Origin of the sequence: Nitrospirillum amazonense, assembly GCF_007828035.1 — a bacterium.
Lineage (GTDB): Bacteria > Pseudomonadota > Alphaproteobacteria > Azospirillales > Azospirillaceae > Nitrospirillum > Nitrospirillum amazonense.
The window spans coordinates 40331-54048 of record NZ_VITV01000004.1 but is presented as its reverse complement, the minus strand read 5'-3'; the positions used below and the strand labels follow the sequence as shown (position 1 = coordinate 54048).

The 13718-nt window shown below is 69.8% G+C and carries 13 protein-coding genes; 7 read left to right on the top strand and 6 right to left on the bottom strand.

Annotated features, from left to right (window positions below):
• Positions 1-26: 26 nt before the first annotated feature.
• The 3 genes from FBZ87_RS11640 to cobS form a co-directional block, all read right to left on the bottom strand.
• Positions 27-713 carry a lipid-binding SYLF domain-containing protein gene (locus FBZ87_RS11640; protein WP_145610513.1) on the bottom strand — a complete coding sequence of 229 codons (687 nt, stop codon included), beginning with the start codon at positions 711-713 and terminating at the stop codon, positions 27-29.
• A 202-nt stretch (positions 714-915) separates the two neighbouring features.
• Positions 916-1533: a histidine phosphatase family protein gene (locus FBZ87_RS11635; RefSeq protein WP_246134367.1), complete on the bottom strand. Its 618-nt coding sequence runs from the start codon at positions 1531-1533 to the stop codon at positions 916-918.
• Between the two features lie 47 nt (positions 1534-1580).
• Entirely contained in the window at positions 1581-2396 is an 816-nt protein-coding gene (gene cobS, locus FBZ87_RS11630) for an adenosylcobinamide-GDP ribazoletransferase (RefSeq protein ID WP_145610511.1), read from the bottom strand.
• 84 nt (positions 2397-2480) lie between these two features.
• Here cobS and cobT point away from each other — a divergent pair, with 84 nt between their 5' ends.
• Positions 2481-3518, top strand: a complete 1038-nt coding sequence (cobT, locus tag FBZ87_RS11625; protein WP_145610510.1) for a nicotinate-nucleotide--dimethylbenzimidazole phosphoribosyltransferase — start codon at positions 2481-2483, stop codon at positions 3516-3518.
• A gap of 103 nt (positions 3519-3621) precedes the next feature.
• On the opposite strand, the gene FBZ87_RS11620 is transcribed toward cobT, so the two are convergent.
• Positions 3622-4014, bottom strand: coding sequence for a hypothetical protein (locus FBZ87_RS11620; RefSeq protein ID WP_145610509.1), 393 nt, complete (start codon positions 4012-4014; stop codon positions 3622-3624).
• A 197-nt stretch (positions 4015-4211) separates the two neighbouring features.
• On the opposite strand from FBZ87_RS11620, the gene FBZ87_RS11615 reads away from it, so the two are divergent.
• Both FBZ87_RS11615 and FBZ87_RS11610 read left to right on the top strand, forming a co-directional pair.
• On the top strand, positions 4212-5588 hold the full coding sequence (locus FBZ87_RS11615; protein ID WP_145610508.1) for an ActS/PrrB/RegB family redox-sensitive histidine kinase: 1377 nt from the start codon (positions 4212-4214) through the stop codon (positions 5586-5588).
• 250 nt (positions 5589-5838) lie between these two features.
• Complete coding sequence (locus FBZ87_RS11610; RefSeq protein WP_322954632.1) at positions 5839-6420, top strand: ActR/PrrA/RegA family redox response regulator transcription factor; 582 nt, start codon at positions 5839-5841, stop codon at positions 6418-6420.
• 48 nt (positions 6421-6468) lie between these two features.
• Here FBZ87_RS11610 and FBZ87_RS11605 read toward each other — a convergent pair whose 3' ends face one another.
• On the bottom strand, positions 6469-8223 hold the full coding sequence (locus FBZ87_RS11605; RefSeq protein ID WP_145610507.1) for a potassium/proton antiporter: 1755 nt from the start codon (positions 8221-8223) through the stop codon (positions 6469-6471).
• A 216-nt stretch (positions 8224-8439) separates the two neighbouring features.
• Complete coding sequence (locus FBZ87_RS11600) at positions 8440-8895, bottom strand: DUF488 domain-containing protein (protein ID WP_145610506.1); 456 nt, start codon at positions 8893-8895, stop codon at positions 8440-8442.
• Positions 8896-9163: 268 nt separating this feature from the next.
• Here FBZ87_RS11600 and rpmI point away from each other — a divergent pair, with 268 nt between their 5' ends.
• From rpmI to pheT, 4 genes are all read left to right on the top strand, one after another.
• Complete coding sequence (rpmI, locus tag FBZ87_RS11595) at positions 9164-9364, top strand: 50S ribosomal protein L35 (RefSeq protein ID WP_004271784.1); 201 nt, start codon at positions 9164-9166, stop codon at positions 9362-9364.
• A gap of 13 nt (positions 9365-9377) precedes the next feature.
• Positions 9378-9740, top strand: a complete 363-nt coding sequence (gene rplT / locus FBZ87_RS11590; protein WP_040843389.1) for a 50S ribosomal protein L20 — start codon at positions 9378-9380, stop codon at positions 9738-9740.
• Positions 9741-9989: 249 nt separating this feature from the next.
• Positions 9990-11066 (top strand): phenylalanine--tRNA ligase subunit alpha, encoded by a 1077-nt coding sequence (pheS, locus tag FBZ87_RS11585; protein WP_186454721.1) that lies wholly within the window; start codon positions 9990-9992, stop codon positions 11064-11066.
• A gap of 76 nt (positions 11067-11142) precedes the next feature.
• Positions 11143-13536 (top strand): phenylalanine--tRNA ligase subunit beta, encoded by a 2394-nt coding sequence (gene pheT / locus FBZ87_RS11580; RefSeq protein ID WP_145610505.1) that lies wholly within the window; start codon positions 11143-11145, stop codon positions 13534-13536.
• The last annotated feature ends 182 nt before the right edge of the window (positions 13537-13718 follow it).

The following is a 13718-nucleotide window of genomic DNA, read 5'->3' as shown; positions in this document are numbered from 1 at the left end:
GGTGCCCGAGGTGACCCCGGTATCCCTCAACTACCGCTCAGCACGCTCGCCAAAGCCTGGGCTTCCGGCCGGTAGAAGGCGCGGTCCAGCAGGATTTGCTCAGGGGTGGTCTGCTGGCCGTAGAAAATGTCGTTCCATTCCTTGCGCGGGGTGATGACCGAGCCATCGACGGCCAAGCCGCCGAACAGGCCGCTAGTCTTGGCGTAGACGTACATGTCCGCGTCCACGCCCACGCCATAGCCGGCGCCGACCTGGGTGCCCAGCTCACCCACCGCCACCTTGGCGTCGGCGCCCAGCTTCACGCTGCGGTCCATGACGGCGTTCAGGCCCTTGTCGGTCATGATCACCAGCATCATCTGCGCCTGCTGGCCGCCGAACTGCAGGCCGAAGCTGGCCTCGGCCATGGTGTAGAAGGCGGGGCCGCTCCACGACCCGTCGGTGCCGCGCGCCACCAGCACGCCGGTGCCGCCGCCGCCGCCCAGGAAGAAACCGGCCTGGATGACGTTGGGCAGGATCAGCACGCCCTTGGCCCGGCCCAGCAGGTTCTTCAGCGGGGCGTATTGCGGATCGCCCAGCAGGGTCATGGCGGTCAGCCGCGCGCGCTCCACCATCAGCTGCGCCTCAGTCACCTCCGCCCGCGCCGGCATCGCGGTTCCCAGCGCGAGCGCCACGCCCGCCGCCGCACCCGCCAACACCTGCCGCCGATCGATCATCTTCCTCATCCTCATTAGTCGGGGTTCAGCGTGGCTGAACCATCTTTTGACGTTGTTGGCAGAATTCCTACCATATCTGGGTGCCGCCGCCCATGGCCCAGTCGGGCGCCCCCAGACGGGCACGCCTCATTAGGCCCCAAGCCGCCGACACCGTAGGGGTGACCCTAAAGGCGAAGTAAGGCGGCCGTGCGGCAAGGTTGGGTCAGGGGATGCGGTTGATCCAGCGCACGGCCCAGACGGGGCCATCGGCGGTGGCGATGCGGTCCAGGCGGGTCAGCGACAGGGGCGCCACGTCCAGCGACAGGGCTGTGGCGGGGGGCAGGGCCAGGGCCTGGGCGATGGCGGCGCGCACCGGGCCGGCGTGGCTGACGCAGATGATGTCGCGGTCGCCGGTTTGCCGGCCGCTCCATTCCTCCACCGCCTCGGCCACGCGGCGGCACACCTCGGCGAAGCTTTCCCCGCCGGGCGGGGCGACGCCGGCCGGATCGGCCCAGAAGGGGGCCAGGTGCGGGTCGCCCGCATCCTCCAGTTCGGCGTAGCTGTGGCCCTGCCAGGCGCCGAAATGCTGTTCCATCAGCCGGGGGTCGGTGGCCGGCTGGGGTGGGGCGGCGGGGACCAGGGCCGCCAGGCGCGCGGCCGTCTCCCGCGTGCGGCCCAGGGGGCTGGCCAGCCACACGGCGCTGGTGGGCAGACGGGCCGCCGTCAGCTGGGCGCTGGAGCCCGGCCACAGGGCCAGTTCCACATCGGCCTGTCCGGCGATCTGATGCGGCTGCGCCAGGGGGGCGTGGCGCACCCACCACCACCGCACCGTCTTCGCCAAGGGGGGCGTCGCCAAGGGCGGAGGTGCCGAGGGGGGGAAGGACGTGGTCATGGCATGGCGACGGAGCCGCCCAGGGCGCCGGTCACGGCCACCAGGAACAGGATCTCCACCACCTGTTCCGTCGCCCCCAGCACGTCGCCGGTGATACCGCCCACCTGGCGCCGGGCCAGCTGGGCCACGACCAGGACGCCGCCGGCCGCCACCGCCAGGATGGCCAGGCGGGTCATGCCGCCGTCCAGTGGCAGCTTGCTCAGGGTGGTGGCCGCCAGGACGAAGCCGGCCAGCAGCGCCGCCAGGGCGCGGGCGCTGTTGGGCTTGCCCACATTGGCGCTGTTGCCCACCAGCCGCGCCTCCGGCAACAACAGCTTCATGCCCGGCAGGAAGGCGCGGGAATAGGCGTGCGCGCCCATCAGGGCCACGGCCACGTGGTGGGGGCTGGCGATGGCCGCCAGGGCCAGGGTGCGGGCGGCGACGCTCAGCACCAGGGCGGCGGCGCCATAGGTGCCCACCCGGCTGTCCTTCATGATGGTCAGCTTGGCATCGCGGTCTCGCCCGCCGCCGAAACCGTCGGCCACGTCGGCCAGGCCGTCCTCATGCAGGGCCCCGGTCAGGCCCATCAGGGCGCCTACCGTCAGCAGGGCCGCAAGCAGGGGCGGGACGTTGACGCTGCTGAGCCCCCAATAGACCAGGCCACCCACGGCGCCGATCAGGGTGCCGACGATGGGAAACCAGGTCAGGGCCCGGGAATCCAGGTCCTGGGGCCAGGCCCCGCGCCAACGGATGGGCAGCCGCGTCAAAAAGATCACGGCGGCTATGAATTCGGCGAAGACACCGCCCAGGCGCGGCCCCGTTGCATCAGTCATGGTTCCGGTATACGGGAAGTCCCGTTCGCCCGCCAGCGCCACTCCGGCGCCTGATCGCGGGTCCCATTATCGGGCCGGAGCATCATGAGCGACATCCCCTCCTTCGACGAATTCCGCCGCGTCCTGGCCGACCTGCCGGGCCCGGATCTGGAGGCCACCACCACCGTCATGCAGCGCGAGGTGCAGCTGACCAAGCCGCGCGGCGCCCTGGGCCGGCTGGAGAGCCTGACCGAATGGCTGGCCACCTGGCAGGGCCGCACGCCCCCCCGGGTGCAGCATCCGCGCGTCGCGGTGTTCGCCGGCAACCATGGCGTGGCGGCGTTGGGCGTCTCGGCCTATCCGTCGGCGGTGACGGCGCAGATGGTGCACAACTTCACCCAGGGCGGTGCCGCCGTGAACCAGCTGTGCGGCCAGGCCGACGCCGACCTGCGCGTCTATGAGCTGGACCTGGACAATCCCACGGCTGACTTCACCCACGGCCCCGCCATGAGCGAGGAGGCCTGCGCCCGGGCCATGGCCTACGGCATGATGGCGGTGGAAACCGGCATCGACGTGCTGTGCCTGGGGGAGATGGGCATCGGCAATTCCACCTCCGCCGCTGCCCTGTGCCTGGCCCTGTTCGGCGGCACGGCGGAGGACTGGGTGGGGCCCGGCACCGGCCTGGATGCCGAGGGCATGGCGCGCAAGGCCGCCGTGGTCGCGGCGGGCGTGGCGGCCAACGCCGACCTGCTGGCCGATCCCTTCCACGTGCTGCGCGCCCTGGGCGGCTATGAGCTGGCGGCCATCGTCGGCGCCGTCATGGCGGCCCGCATGGCCCGCACGCCGGTGGTGCTGGACGGCTACGCCTGCACCGCCGCCGCCGCCGTGCTGTACAAGCTGGACCCCCGCGCCCTGGACCATTGCATCGTCGGCCATCTGTCGGCCGAGCCGGCCCACCGCCGCCTGCTGGACGCCATCGGCCAGGAACCGCTGCTGACCCTGGGCATGCGCCTGGGCGAAGGCTCTGGCGCCGCCCTGGCCCTGCCCATCCTGCAGGCCGCCGTCGCCTGCCACACCGGAATGGCGACGTTCGCGGAGGCCGGCGTGTCCACGCGCGGCGGCGAGGGCCGGGCGACGCATTAAGGCACTCCTACGTTCGTCCTCGAAGCGCCAAGGCCCAGTTCCAGCCGGAACTGGGCTAGGCCGCGACTGCGGCCGCAGGCGCCTGGGGCGAACCAACCGGCCCTCACGGCTGGTGATACGTCAGCACCCACATGACGCCGACGGCCACCGCCACCAGGCAGGCCAGCATCCAGGTGCGGATGGGGACGGCCACTTTTTCGCTGGGGCCCTTGCCCTTCTTGGGCTTGGCCGCGCGTTCGGATCCCGCCACCACCGTGGGCTTGGGCCGGCCCGTGCCCTTGTAGGGGTCGTGCAGCTCCACCAGGCGCCAGTCGTAGTTGGACAGCGCCTCCTCGCTCTCGAAATCCACCTGGATCAGCCGGACATAGCCCCGGCCGTGGCTGCGCACCGCTTCGCTAAACTCCCGCTTGCCGGCCGACAGATTATCGACCAGGGCCAGGGTTTCCCATTTCTTGCCCTGGGGTTTCTGCACCGCGAATTTGCGCTGGCTGTCCAAGGAACCTTCTCCACCGGCAGGGGCGATGAGCCGCCATCCTCCCGCAATTATCAACGCCGCGCGGCCGGGGGCAAGGGGCAGCAAGACGCTGTTACAGCCGACAGGTGCGACGCCATGGCCCGTGCGCTATAGCTTGACGCCCGGCATGGTTGCCGTTGGCCTATCCAGGCTAATCTTCACCCAGGACGATCAGGTCGATGACGCGGCAGGCGTGGGCAGGAACGGTGGATGACGGTGCGGCCGACGCGCGGCCGGAGGGGGGACGCTGGGCCGCCGCCCGCATCAACCTGCGCACCCTCAACACCATCCGCTGGATCGCCATCGCGGGCCAGACCGTCACCCTGCTGACGGTGGAAGACCTGGTGGGCATCGACATCCCGCTGCTGCCGGCCCTGGCGGTGACGGCGGTGTCGCTGCTGATCAACCTCTACGCCGTCGCCCGGCGCCGGCGCAGCCCCTTCCTGACCGAACGGGGTGCTGTGCTGTTCCTGGGCTATGACACGGTGCAGTTGACCGTGCTGCTGATGCTGACCGGCGGGTTGGAAAATCCCTTCGCCGTGCTGGTGCTGGCGCCCTTGATGGTGGGGGCCAGCATGCTGGGCCGGCGCTTGGTCACGGGGCTGACCACGCTGACCACCGCCTGCCTGACCTTGGTCTGGGTCCTGGCCATGCCCCTGTCGTGGCCGACCAGCAACGGTGTCACCCTGTCGCCCATCTATCTGGGCGGCATCTGGGCGGCCCTGACCCTGTCTGCCATCTTCATCGCCACCTACGTCTACAAGGTGGCGCAGTCCGGCCGCGACCTGTCGCAGGCCCTGATCGCCAGCCAGGTGTCGTTGGCCCGGGCGCAGAAGGCCTCCGCCCTGGGCGCGCTGGCGGCGGCGGCGGCGCATGAGCTGGGCAGCCCGCTGGGCACCATCGCCGTGGTGGCCAAGGAACTGGCCCGCGACATGCCGCCCGACAGCCCCTGGGTGGAGGATATCCAGCTTCTGCAGAGCCAGTCGGACCGCTGCCGCGTCATCCTGGCCGACCTGGCCCGCCGCCCGGACGCGGAGGGGGAGATGGAGCCCTACGCCCCCCTGGGCCCCGTGCAGGTGATCGAGGCGGTGGCTGCCCCCCACCGCCGGGCGGACGTGGCGCTGGAAATCACCGTGACCGGGGCGGAGGAGGGCGCGGCCTCCCCCCTGCCGCTGTCGCCCGAACTGCAGCACGGCCTGGGCAACATCCTTCAGAACGCCATGCAGTTCGCCACCACCCGGGTGGACGTGACCCTGCATTGCGATCCCTCCGCCCTGGTGCTGACCGTGGCCGACGACGGCCCCGGCTTCCCCGTCAGCCTGCTGGAACGCCTGGGCGAACCCTATGTTTCCGACCGGGATGAGCGGCTGGAGCAGGTGCCGGTGCGCGCCGGTGGCGGCGGCACCATGGGGCTGGGCTTGTTCATCGCCCAGATCCTGCTGGAACGCACCGGCGCCGTCGTCTCCTACGCCAACGGTCGGCCGGGCAGCACGCCGGTGGGGGCCGGCGCCCATGTCACCGTGAACTGGAGCGGCCCGCTGCCGGCGGCCCAGTGACGGGGCCGCGCAAGACGAGGCAGCGCGCCGGCGGACCTGCGCAAAAGAATGGGAAACCTTCGTATGGTGGACAATCGCGTATTGCCGCCCTTGGATGGACATAATCCCGTGTCCATCTCTCCGGCCATCGCGGGGCGTCCTTTTGCCGCGTGTCGGAATCGCACGGAAGCGTCCAAACACGGCGTAGTAAGGTCGTTGGTAAGTTTGCAACCGTCCTGCAGCATGGCCGGAAAATAAGGGGTTTTCGAGAATGAACGTTGAGACCGGTGACGTGATCGATCCCATGCGCCTCGGCTTCACCGGGGACGCGTCGCGCAGCCTGCTGGTGGTGGACGACGACGCCCCTTTCCGCATCCGCCTGGCCCGCGCGCTGGAAAAGCGCGGCTTCGACGTGGTGGCGGTGGACAGCGTGGCCCTGGGCGTGGACGTGGCGCAGGAAGCGGCCCCCCGCTACGCCGTGGTGGACCTGCGCCTGGCGGACGGCAGCGGCCTGGACGTGGTCAAGGCCCTGCGCGACGCCCGGCCCGAGGCGCGCATCGTCATGCTGACCGGCTACGGCAACATCGCCACGGCCGTGGCGGCCGTGAAGGCCGGCGCCGTGGACTACCTGCCCAAGCCCGCGGACGCTGATGCGGTCGAGGCCGCCTTGCTGACCGACGGCCCCCTGCCGCCGCCGCCGGAACACCCCATGTCGGCCGACCGCGTCCGCTGGGAACACATCCAGCGGGTGTTCGAGCAGTGCGACCGCAACGTCTCGGAAACCGCGCGCCGCCTGAAGATGCACCGCCGCACCCTGCAGCGCATCCTGAACAAGCACGCGCCCAGAACCTGATCGCGGTTAGCTCCAAAGGGGCCGGTCCGGGCCTCGGTTGAAAGGGCATCAGGCGCTGCGCCTGAGCCCTTTCAGGCCCTGGCGCAGGCGCGTCCAGGGGCGTTCATTGGGCGTCAGGTCGATGCCCACCTCGGTTACCCGGGTCTCGTCCATCGACGCCACGATCAGCGCGACCTCGCCCACCTTCAGGCGCACGCCGACCGAGGCGCGGCGGCCCAGGCGGCGGGCCAGGTGCTCGCCGATGGCGATGTCGCCGTCGACGCCCGGCGCCTCGAAACCGTAGAGGCCGGCCACGGTGGCGAGCGGCGTGTCGCCCTTGACCTGGAAATCGCCCAGCCCGGCGGCGCGGCGGCCGTGGTCGCGACGGCCGAACAGGCGCTCCATGGCGGTCAGGGCCGCCGGTTCGCCCAGCACCAGCACGGCGTCGCCGGGGTAGAGCACGCGCACCTCCTCCGGCGCCACGGGATGGCCCTCGCGGATCATGGCCAGCACGCGCACGGATTCCGGCACCACCAGCCGGCCCAGGCCGCGCACCGCCGCCTCGCTCTCCGGCGCCACGGTCAGCATGGCCAGCTGCTGCGGTCCGTCCACCGGCAGGTCGATGTCGGCGCGGCCGGGCGGTTCGGGATCGGCCGGGATTTCCACGTCCAGCAGGCGTGCCGCCGGGCCGATGGTCCAGCCCTGGGCCAGCAGGGACAGCAGCACCACGGCGAAGGCGATGCCGAAATAGGTTTCGGCCCCCGGCAATCCGGACAGCACCGGCAGCAGGCCTAGGAAGATGGGCACCGCCCCGCGCAGGCCGACCCAGGAGATGAACAGCCTCTCATTCCAGGCGAAGCCGAAGAAGGACAGGCACAGGGTGACGGCCAGGGGCCGCGCCACCAGGATCAGGGCCACGGCCACCACCAGAGCCGGCAGCGCCACGCGGACCAGCGTGTCGGGCGAGACCAGCACGCCCAGCATGAGGAACAGGGAAATCTGGCTCAGCCAAGCCAGCCCGTCGTGGAAACGCTCGATGATCTGCCGCGCCTTGACCCGGCGGTTGCCCATGATGAAGCCGGCCAGATAGACGGCCAGGAAGCCGGAGGCGCCGATGGTCTGGGTGGCGCCGAAGATGAACAGCGTGCCGGCCAGCGCCAGGATGGGGTAGAGGCCGGCCGACAGTTCCAGCCGGTTGATGATGGCCGACAGGGCGAAGCCGCCGGCGACACCGATGATGCCGCCGCCACCCATCTCCAGCGCGAACTGGCCCAGTTGCGCCCAGCCGAAGCCGGCCCCCTGCACCGCATGAATGGACAGGAGGGTCAGGAACACGGCCATGGGGTCGTTCAGGCCCGACTCCACCTCCAGCAGGGCCGAGACGCGGGGGCGCAGGCGCAGGCCCCGCTGGTGCAGCAGCAGGAACACGGCCGCCGCGTCGGTGGAGGCGACGATGCTGCCGATCAGGAAGCCCTGGGCCCAGCCCACACCCAACAGCCAGCGCGCCACCACGCAGGTGACGCCGGCCGTGACCAGCACGCCGGCGGTGGACAGCACCAGGGCCGGCCAGCGCGCCACCTTGAACACCGCCTTGGGCGTACGCAGGCCGCCGTCGAACAGGATGACGGCGATGGCGATGGACCCGACCAACGAGGCCAGGCGGTAGTCGTTGAACTGGAAGTTGGCCAGCTTGTCGACGGCGATGCCCAGCGCCAGGAACACCAGCAGCAGGGGCGCGCCGATGCGGGAGGAGGCGCGGCCGGCCAGGATGGCCAGCATCAGCAGCGACCCGAGCGCGAAGATGATGGTGTCGACGTGATGCACTGGCCGACTTGCTCCCCCCGGGCGGCCGCTTCCGGCGCCCCGTTGACCCGAACCGCCTGAGGCTTACCCCAGCCCCAAGCCCTTGGACTAGCTGTCCGTTGGGCCAGCGTCCCCTTCAGGGGTCCCATCCGCCGGCCACCTGGTTCTTCTCGCCGTCCATTGTGTCCGCCGTGCGGCGCCGGCTGGCAAATTTGGGGGCGGCGGATCCTTAACGGGCTAAAAGGCGGCGTCCACCGACAGGTGATGGACGTCGAAGCCCCAGCCCGCGGCCATGTCGGCCGCGACGCGGGAGCGATGGCAGATGTGCGGATCATCCTCCAGGCACAACAGGCAGGCCGGCCCCTGGTTCAGCGCCGTGGCGGCCGCCACGCCCAGTTCGTATTGCGCTTCGGGCCGCGCCAGGGCCTGGTCCACGATGGACCAGAACAGCGGCTGGTTGCCGGCGCGGCCGGCCAAGCGCCCCTCCTTGGGCGTGCCCAGCGCCTTCAGGTGCACATACTCGATGCCGGCCTGGCGCAGGGCGGCCGACAGCGGGCCCTTAGAAAAGCCGGCGCGGCGCGACAATGGCAGTTCCCGCACGTCGATCAGCGTGCGCACGCCGGCCCGCGCCAGGCGCTCCACCAGCGCCGGCTGGCCCGCCTTTTCATACCCTATGGTGTAAAGCTCGGGCATGGGCGGGCGCCTCCTAGGCAGGGAAGTCGATGATTGGCGTTAGGGGTTGTCCAGAAGTGGGCCCCAGCCCTGTGTCCGGCAAGGGGCGGATGTGCCTGGAAATGAGTCATTCTGCCGCGCTCAGCCCTTGCCATATGCCCTGCCCCCGTGTACAAACCGCGCTTCATTTTGGCGGCGAGGCCGGACCGAAAGGTCCAGGGCATGCCCACCCGCTCAAATGAATCCACCGCCGTCCTTCGGGGCGGTTATTCTTTCGTGAGGAACCAAAATGCCCAAGCTGAAGAATCACAGCGGGACGAAGAAGCGGTTCAAGCTGACCGCCTCCGGTCTCGTTCGCGCCCAGGCCGCCGGCAAGCGCCACGGCATGCGCAAGCGTCCGCAGAAGATGAAGCGGAACGCCCGCGGCATGATGACCCTGTCCAAGCAGGACGGTATCATCATCACCAAGAATTTCATCCGGGTACCGTAAGGAGGGCTGAACCATGGCTCGCGTTAAGCGGGGCGTGACCACCCACGCCCGTCACAAGAAGATCCTGAAGCTGGCCAAGGGCTACCGGGGTCGTTCCAACAACTGCTTCCGTATCGCGATCGAGAAGGTCGAGAAGGCGCTGCGTTACGCCTACCGCGACCGTCGCGCCAAGAAGCGTAACTTCCGCGCCCTGTGGATCCAGCGCATCAACGCCGGTGCCCGCATCCACGGCCTGACCTACAGCCAGTTCATGCACGGCCTGAAGCGCGCCGCCATCGACGTTGACCGCAAGGTCCTCGCCGACATCGCCGCGCGCGAGCCGGAGGCGTTTAAGGTCCTGGTCGATCAAGCCCAGGCCGCTCTCAAGGCCGCTTGATCCTACCCGGATCAACGGTGCTGATAAGAAGGGGAGCAGGCCCGGCGGGCCCGCTCCCCTTTTTTGTTTTGTGCTCCCTCAAGCGCCGGGCGCCGGCATCCGCCGGCTTGGCTTCCTCACTGCGCCCTGCGGTACTCGCTGCGGGGCCGGCGGTCGCCGGCCACAACGGCACGGGCCAAAGCTCCGCGCCGTTGGTAGTATCCGCCCCCAAGATTGCCCTATTGCCCACCGAGAAGACGGATCGTTGCGATGAACATCCTCGACAGCCTCAAGGCCGACCTGCTGGCCGCCGCTGCCGCCGCCCCCGACCTGGCCGCCCTGGAAGAGGTGCGGGTGGACGCCCTGGGCAAGAAGGGCCGCATCACCGGCCTGATGAAGGACATGGGATCGCTGACGCCGGATGAGCGGCGGGAACGCGGCCAGGCCCTGAACGCCGTGAAGGAAGAGATCAGCCAGGCGCTGGACGCCCGCCGCCAGGTGCTGAAGGCGGAAGCTTTGGCGCAAAAGCTGGAGGCGGAGCGCATCGACGTCAGCCTGCCGGCCCGGCCCGAGGTCGAAGGCCGCGTCCACCCCATCAGCCAGACGGTGGAGGAGATGATCGCCATCTTCGCCGACATGGGCTTCACCGTGGCGGAGGGGCCGGACATCGAGACCGACTTCAACAACTTCACCGCCCTGAACATCCCGCCGGAGCATCCGGCGCGCCAGATGCACGACACCTTCTACCTGCCCAACGGGCCGGACGGGGGCACCCGCGTGCTGCGCACCCATACCAGCCCGGTGCAGATCCGCACCATGCTGGCGGGGGAACCGCCCATCCGCATCATCGCGCCCGGCCGCACCTACCGGTCCGACTACGACCAGACCCACACGCCCATGTTCCACCAGATCGAAGGCCTGGTGATCGGCGAGAACATTCACATGGGCCATCTGAAGGGCACGCTGCTGGAGTTCTGTCGCGCCTTCTTCCAGGTGGACGACCTGCCGCTGCGCTTCCGCCCCAGCTTCTTCCCCTTCACCGAACCGTCGGCGGAGGTGGACATCGGCTGCTCGCGCAAGGGCGGTGAGCTGAAGCTGGGCAACTACGGCGACTGGCTGGAGATTCTGGGCTGCGGCATGGTCCACCCCAAGGTGCTGGAGAATTGCGGTATCGACAGCACCCGCTGGCAGGGCTTCGCCTTCGGCATGGGCATCGAGCGCGTGGCCATGCTGAAGTACGGCATCCCCGACCTGCGCACCTTCTTCGAGGCCGACCTGCGCTGGCTGAAGCACTACGGCTTCGTGCCGCTGGATGTGCCCAGCCTGGCCCAAGGCCTCACGCGGTAATTCACCCTCACAAGACGTAAGAGCGGCAGCCGGCCTCAAGACGCCAGGCGCCCCACCCGAAGAACGGCAGGTAGCGATGAAGTTCACCCTTTCCTGGCTGAAGCAGCACCTTGAAACCGACGCCCCGCTGGACGTCATCACCGACAAGCTGACCGCCTTGGGCCTGGAGGTCGAGGGCGTGGAGGACACCGGCAAGGCGCTGGCGCCCTTCGTCATCGCCAAGGTGCTGTCGGCGGAGAAGCATCCCAACGCCGACAAGCTGCGCGTCGCCATGGTCGACACCGGCGCGGGCGAGCCCATCCAGGTGGTGTGCGGTGCCCCCAACTGCCGCACCGGCATCACCGTGGTGTTCGCCAGCCCCGGCGCCGTCATCCCGGCCACGGGCGACACGCTGAAGGTGGGCGCCATCCGCGGCGTGGAAAGCCGGGGCATGCTGTGCTCCGAGCGCGAGCTGAACCTGTCGGATGAGCACAACGGCATCATCGAGCTGCCGGAGGAGGCACCGGTGGGCGCCAGCTTCGCCGCCTGGCGCAAGCTGGACGACGCTGTCATCGAGATCTCGCTGACCCCCGATCGCGTTGACTGCGCCGGTGTCTATGGCATTGCCCGCGATCTCGCCGCCGCCGGCGTCGGCACGTTGAAGCCCCTGAACACCGCGCCCGTGCCCGGCGTCTTCCCCGCGCCGGTGAAGGTGACGCTGGAAACGGCGGCCTGCCCGCAGTTCGCCGCCCGCGTGGTGCGCGGCGTGCGCAACGGCCCCAGCCCGCAGTGGCTGCAGGACAAGCTGACCGCCGTCGGCCTGCGCCCCATCTCGGCCCTGGTGGACATCACCAACCTGATGACGCTGGACCAGGTGCGCCCCCTGCACGTCTTCGACGCCGCCAAGGTCCAGGGCGACCTGACCGTGCGCGAGAGCAAGGCGGGCGAGACCCTGCTGGCCCTGAATGGCAAGGAATACACCCTGCCCGCCGGCCTTACCGTCATCGCGGATGCCAGCGGCGCCGTCCTTTCCTTGGGTGGCGTCATGGGCGGCGAGAGCACCGGTGTGTCGGAGACGACCACGGACGTCATCATCGAGGCGGCGCTGTTCGAGCCCGCCAAGGTGGCGGAGACCGGACGCGCCCTGCAGATCGACAGCGACGCCCGCTATCGCTTCGAGCGCGGCGTGGACCCGGCCAGCGTCGTCAGCGGCATCGAACAGGCCACCCGCCTGGTGCTGGAACTCTGTGGCGGTGAGGCCGGCGAGGTCTTCGTGGCCGGTGCCGAGCCCGCCTGGCGCCGCCCTTTGACCCTGCGGCCGGCCCGCGTGGCCCATCTGGGCGGCGTGGACGTTCCGGAAGCCGACCAGGTGCGCATCCTGACCGCCCTGGGCTTCGAGACCAGCCGGAAGGACGGCCTGATCCAGGCAGTGCCGCCGTCCTGGCGCGCCGACGTGCATGGCGAGGCCGACCTGGTGGAAGAGGTGCTGCGCATCCACGGCTTCGACGCCATCCCCACCACCAGCCTGCCGCGTGACGAGGGCCTGCCCAAGGTCGCCGTCACGCCCAAGCAGCGCCGCACCGCCACCGTGCGCCGCCTGCTGGCCAGCCGGGGCATGCTGGAGGCCATCACCTGGTCCTTCCTGGCGCCCGAGGTGGCCAAGCTGTTCGGCGGGGCGCCGGACGAGCTGGCCCTGCTGAACCCCATCAGCGCCGACCTGGCCGTCATGCGCCCCTCCGTGCTGGCCAATCTGGCGGCCGCCGCCGGCCGCAACGCCGCGCGCGGCTATGCCGACCTGGCGCTGTTCGAGGTGGGCCCCGCCTTCCGCGACGGCAGCGAGAAGGGCCAGGACCTGATCGCCGCCGGTGTGCGCGCCGGCCTGGCCGTGGCCCGCCACTGGGCCAAGGGCACCCGCCCCGTGGACGCCTATGACGCCAAGGCCGACGCCATCGCGGCGCTGGAGGCCGCCGGCGCCCCCACCGCCAACCTGGTCGTCTCCACCGACGCGCCCGGCTGGTACCACCCGGGCCGCTCCGGCTGCCTGCGGCTGGGCCCCACCGTGCTGGCCCGCTTCGGCGAGCTGCACCCGGCGGTGCTGGAGGCCCTGGACCTGACCGGCCCGCTGGTGGCGTTCGAGGTGTTCCTGGAGCTGATCCCGCAACAGAAGAAGAAGGGCGGGACGGAGAAACCGAAGCTGGAGCTGTCGGCCTTCCAGCCCATCAGCCGTGACTTCGCCTTTGTGGTGGAGGCCGGCGTGGAAGCCGACCGTCTGATCCGGGCCGCCAAGGGGGCCGACAAGGCCCTGATCACCGGCGTGCAGCTGTTCGACGTCTATCAGGGGCCCGGAGTCGAAACCGGCTTCAAGTCCATCGCCCTGTCGGTCACTTTGCAACCGGTGGACAAGACCCTGACGGATGCGGAAATCGAGGCCGTGGCCGCCAAAGTCGTCGCCGCCGTCACCAAAGCGACGGGTGCCGTGTTGCGCGGCTGACACAGAGGTCGCACGCTTGCAGTAGGCGCCCCTTGGCTTTCAGGGGGCGCCTTTCCTTTTAACCAACTTATTGTGAATTTTAGACTACTTTAACCTCTTGCACCGCCCGTACCCCCGTCCCTTACTATCTTTCGAAAGATAAAAAGCGGAAACTGACGCCTGCGCTTATGGGTGTCACCCGT

What these genes read in the sequence shown, in the direction of transcription:
- FBZ87_RS11640 (WP_145610513.1), bottom strand. Translation starts at nt 713, where the DNA reads ATGATCGATCGGCGGCAGGTGTTGGCGGGTGCGGCGGCGGGCGTGGCG.
- cobS (WP_145610511.1), bottom strand. Translation starts at nt 2,396, where the DNA reads ATGACTGATGCAACGGGGCCGCGCCTGGGCGGTGTCTTCGCCGAATTC.
- cobT (WP_145610510.1), top strand. Translation starts at nt 2,481, where the DNA reads ATGAGCGACATCCCCTCCTTCGACGAATTCCGCCGCGTCCTGGCCGAC.
- FBZ87_RS11615 (WP_145610508.1), top strand. Translation starts at nt 4,212, where the DNA reads ATGACGCGGCAGGCGTGGGCAGGAACGGTGGATGACGGTGCGGCCGAC.
- FBZ87_RS11610 (WP_322954632.1), top strand. Translation starts at nt 5,839, where the DNA reads ATGAACGTTGAGACCGGTGACGTGATCGATCCCATGCGCCTCGGCTTC.
- FBZ87_RS11600 (WP_145610506.1), bottom strand. Translation starts at nt 8,895, where the DNA reads ATGCCCGAGCTTTACACCATAGGGTATGAAAAGGCGGGCCAGCCGGCG.
- rpmI (WP_004271784.1), top strand. Translation starts at nt 9,164, where the DNA reads ATGCCCAAGCTGAAGAATCACAGCGGGACGAAGAAGCGGTTCAAGCTG.
- rplT (WP_040843389.1), top strand. Translation starts at nt 9,378, where the DNA reads ATGGCTCGCGTTAAGCGGGGCGTGACCACCCACGCCCGTCACAAGAAG.
- pheS (WP_186454721.1), top strand. Translation starts at nt 9,990, where the DNA reads ATGAACATCCTCGACAGCCTCAAGGCCGACCTGCTGGCCGCCGCTGCC.
- pheT (WP_145610505.1), top strand. Translation starts at nt 11,143, where the DNA reads ATGAAGTTCACCCTTTCCTGGCTGAAGCAGCACCTTGAAACCGACGCC.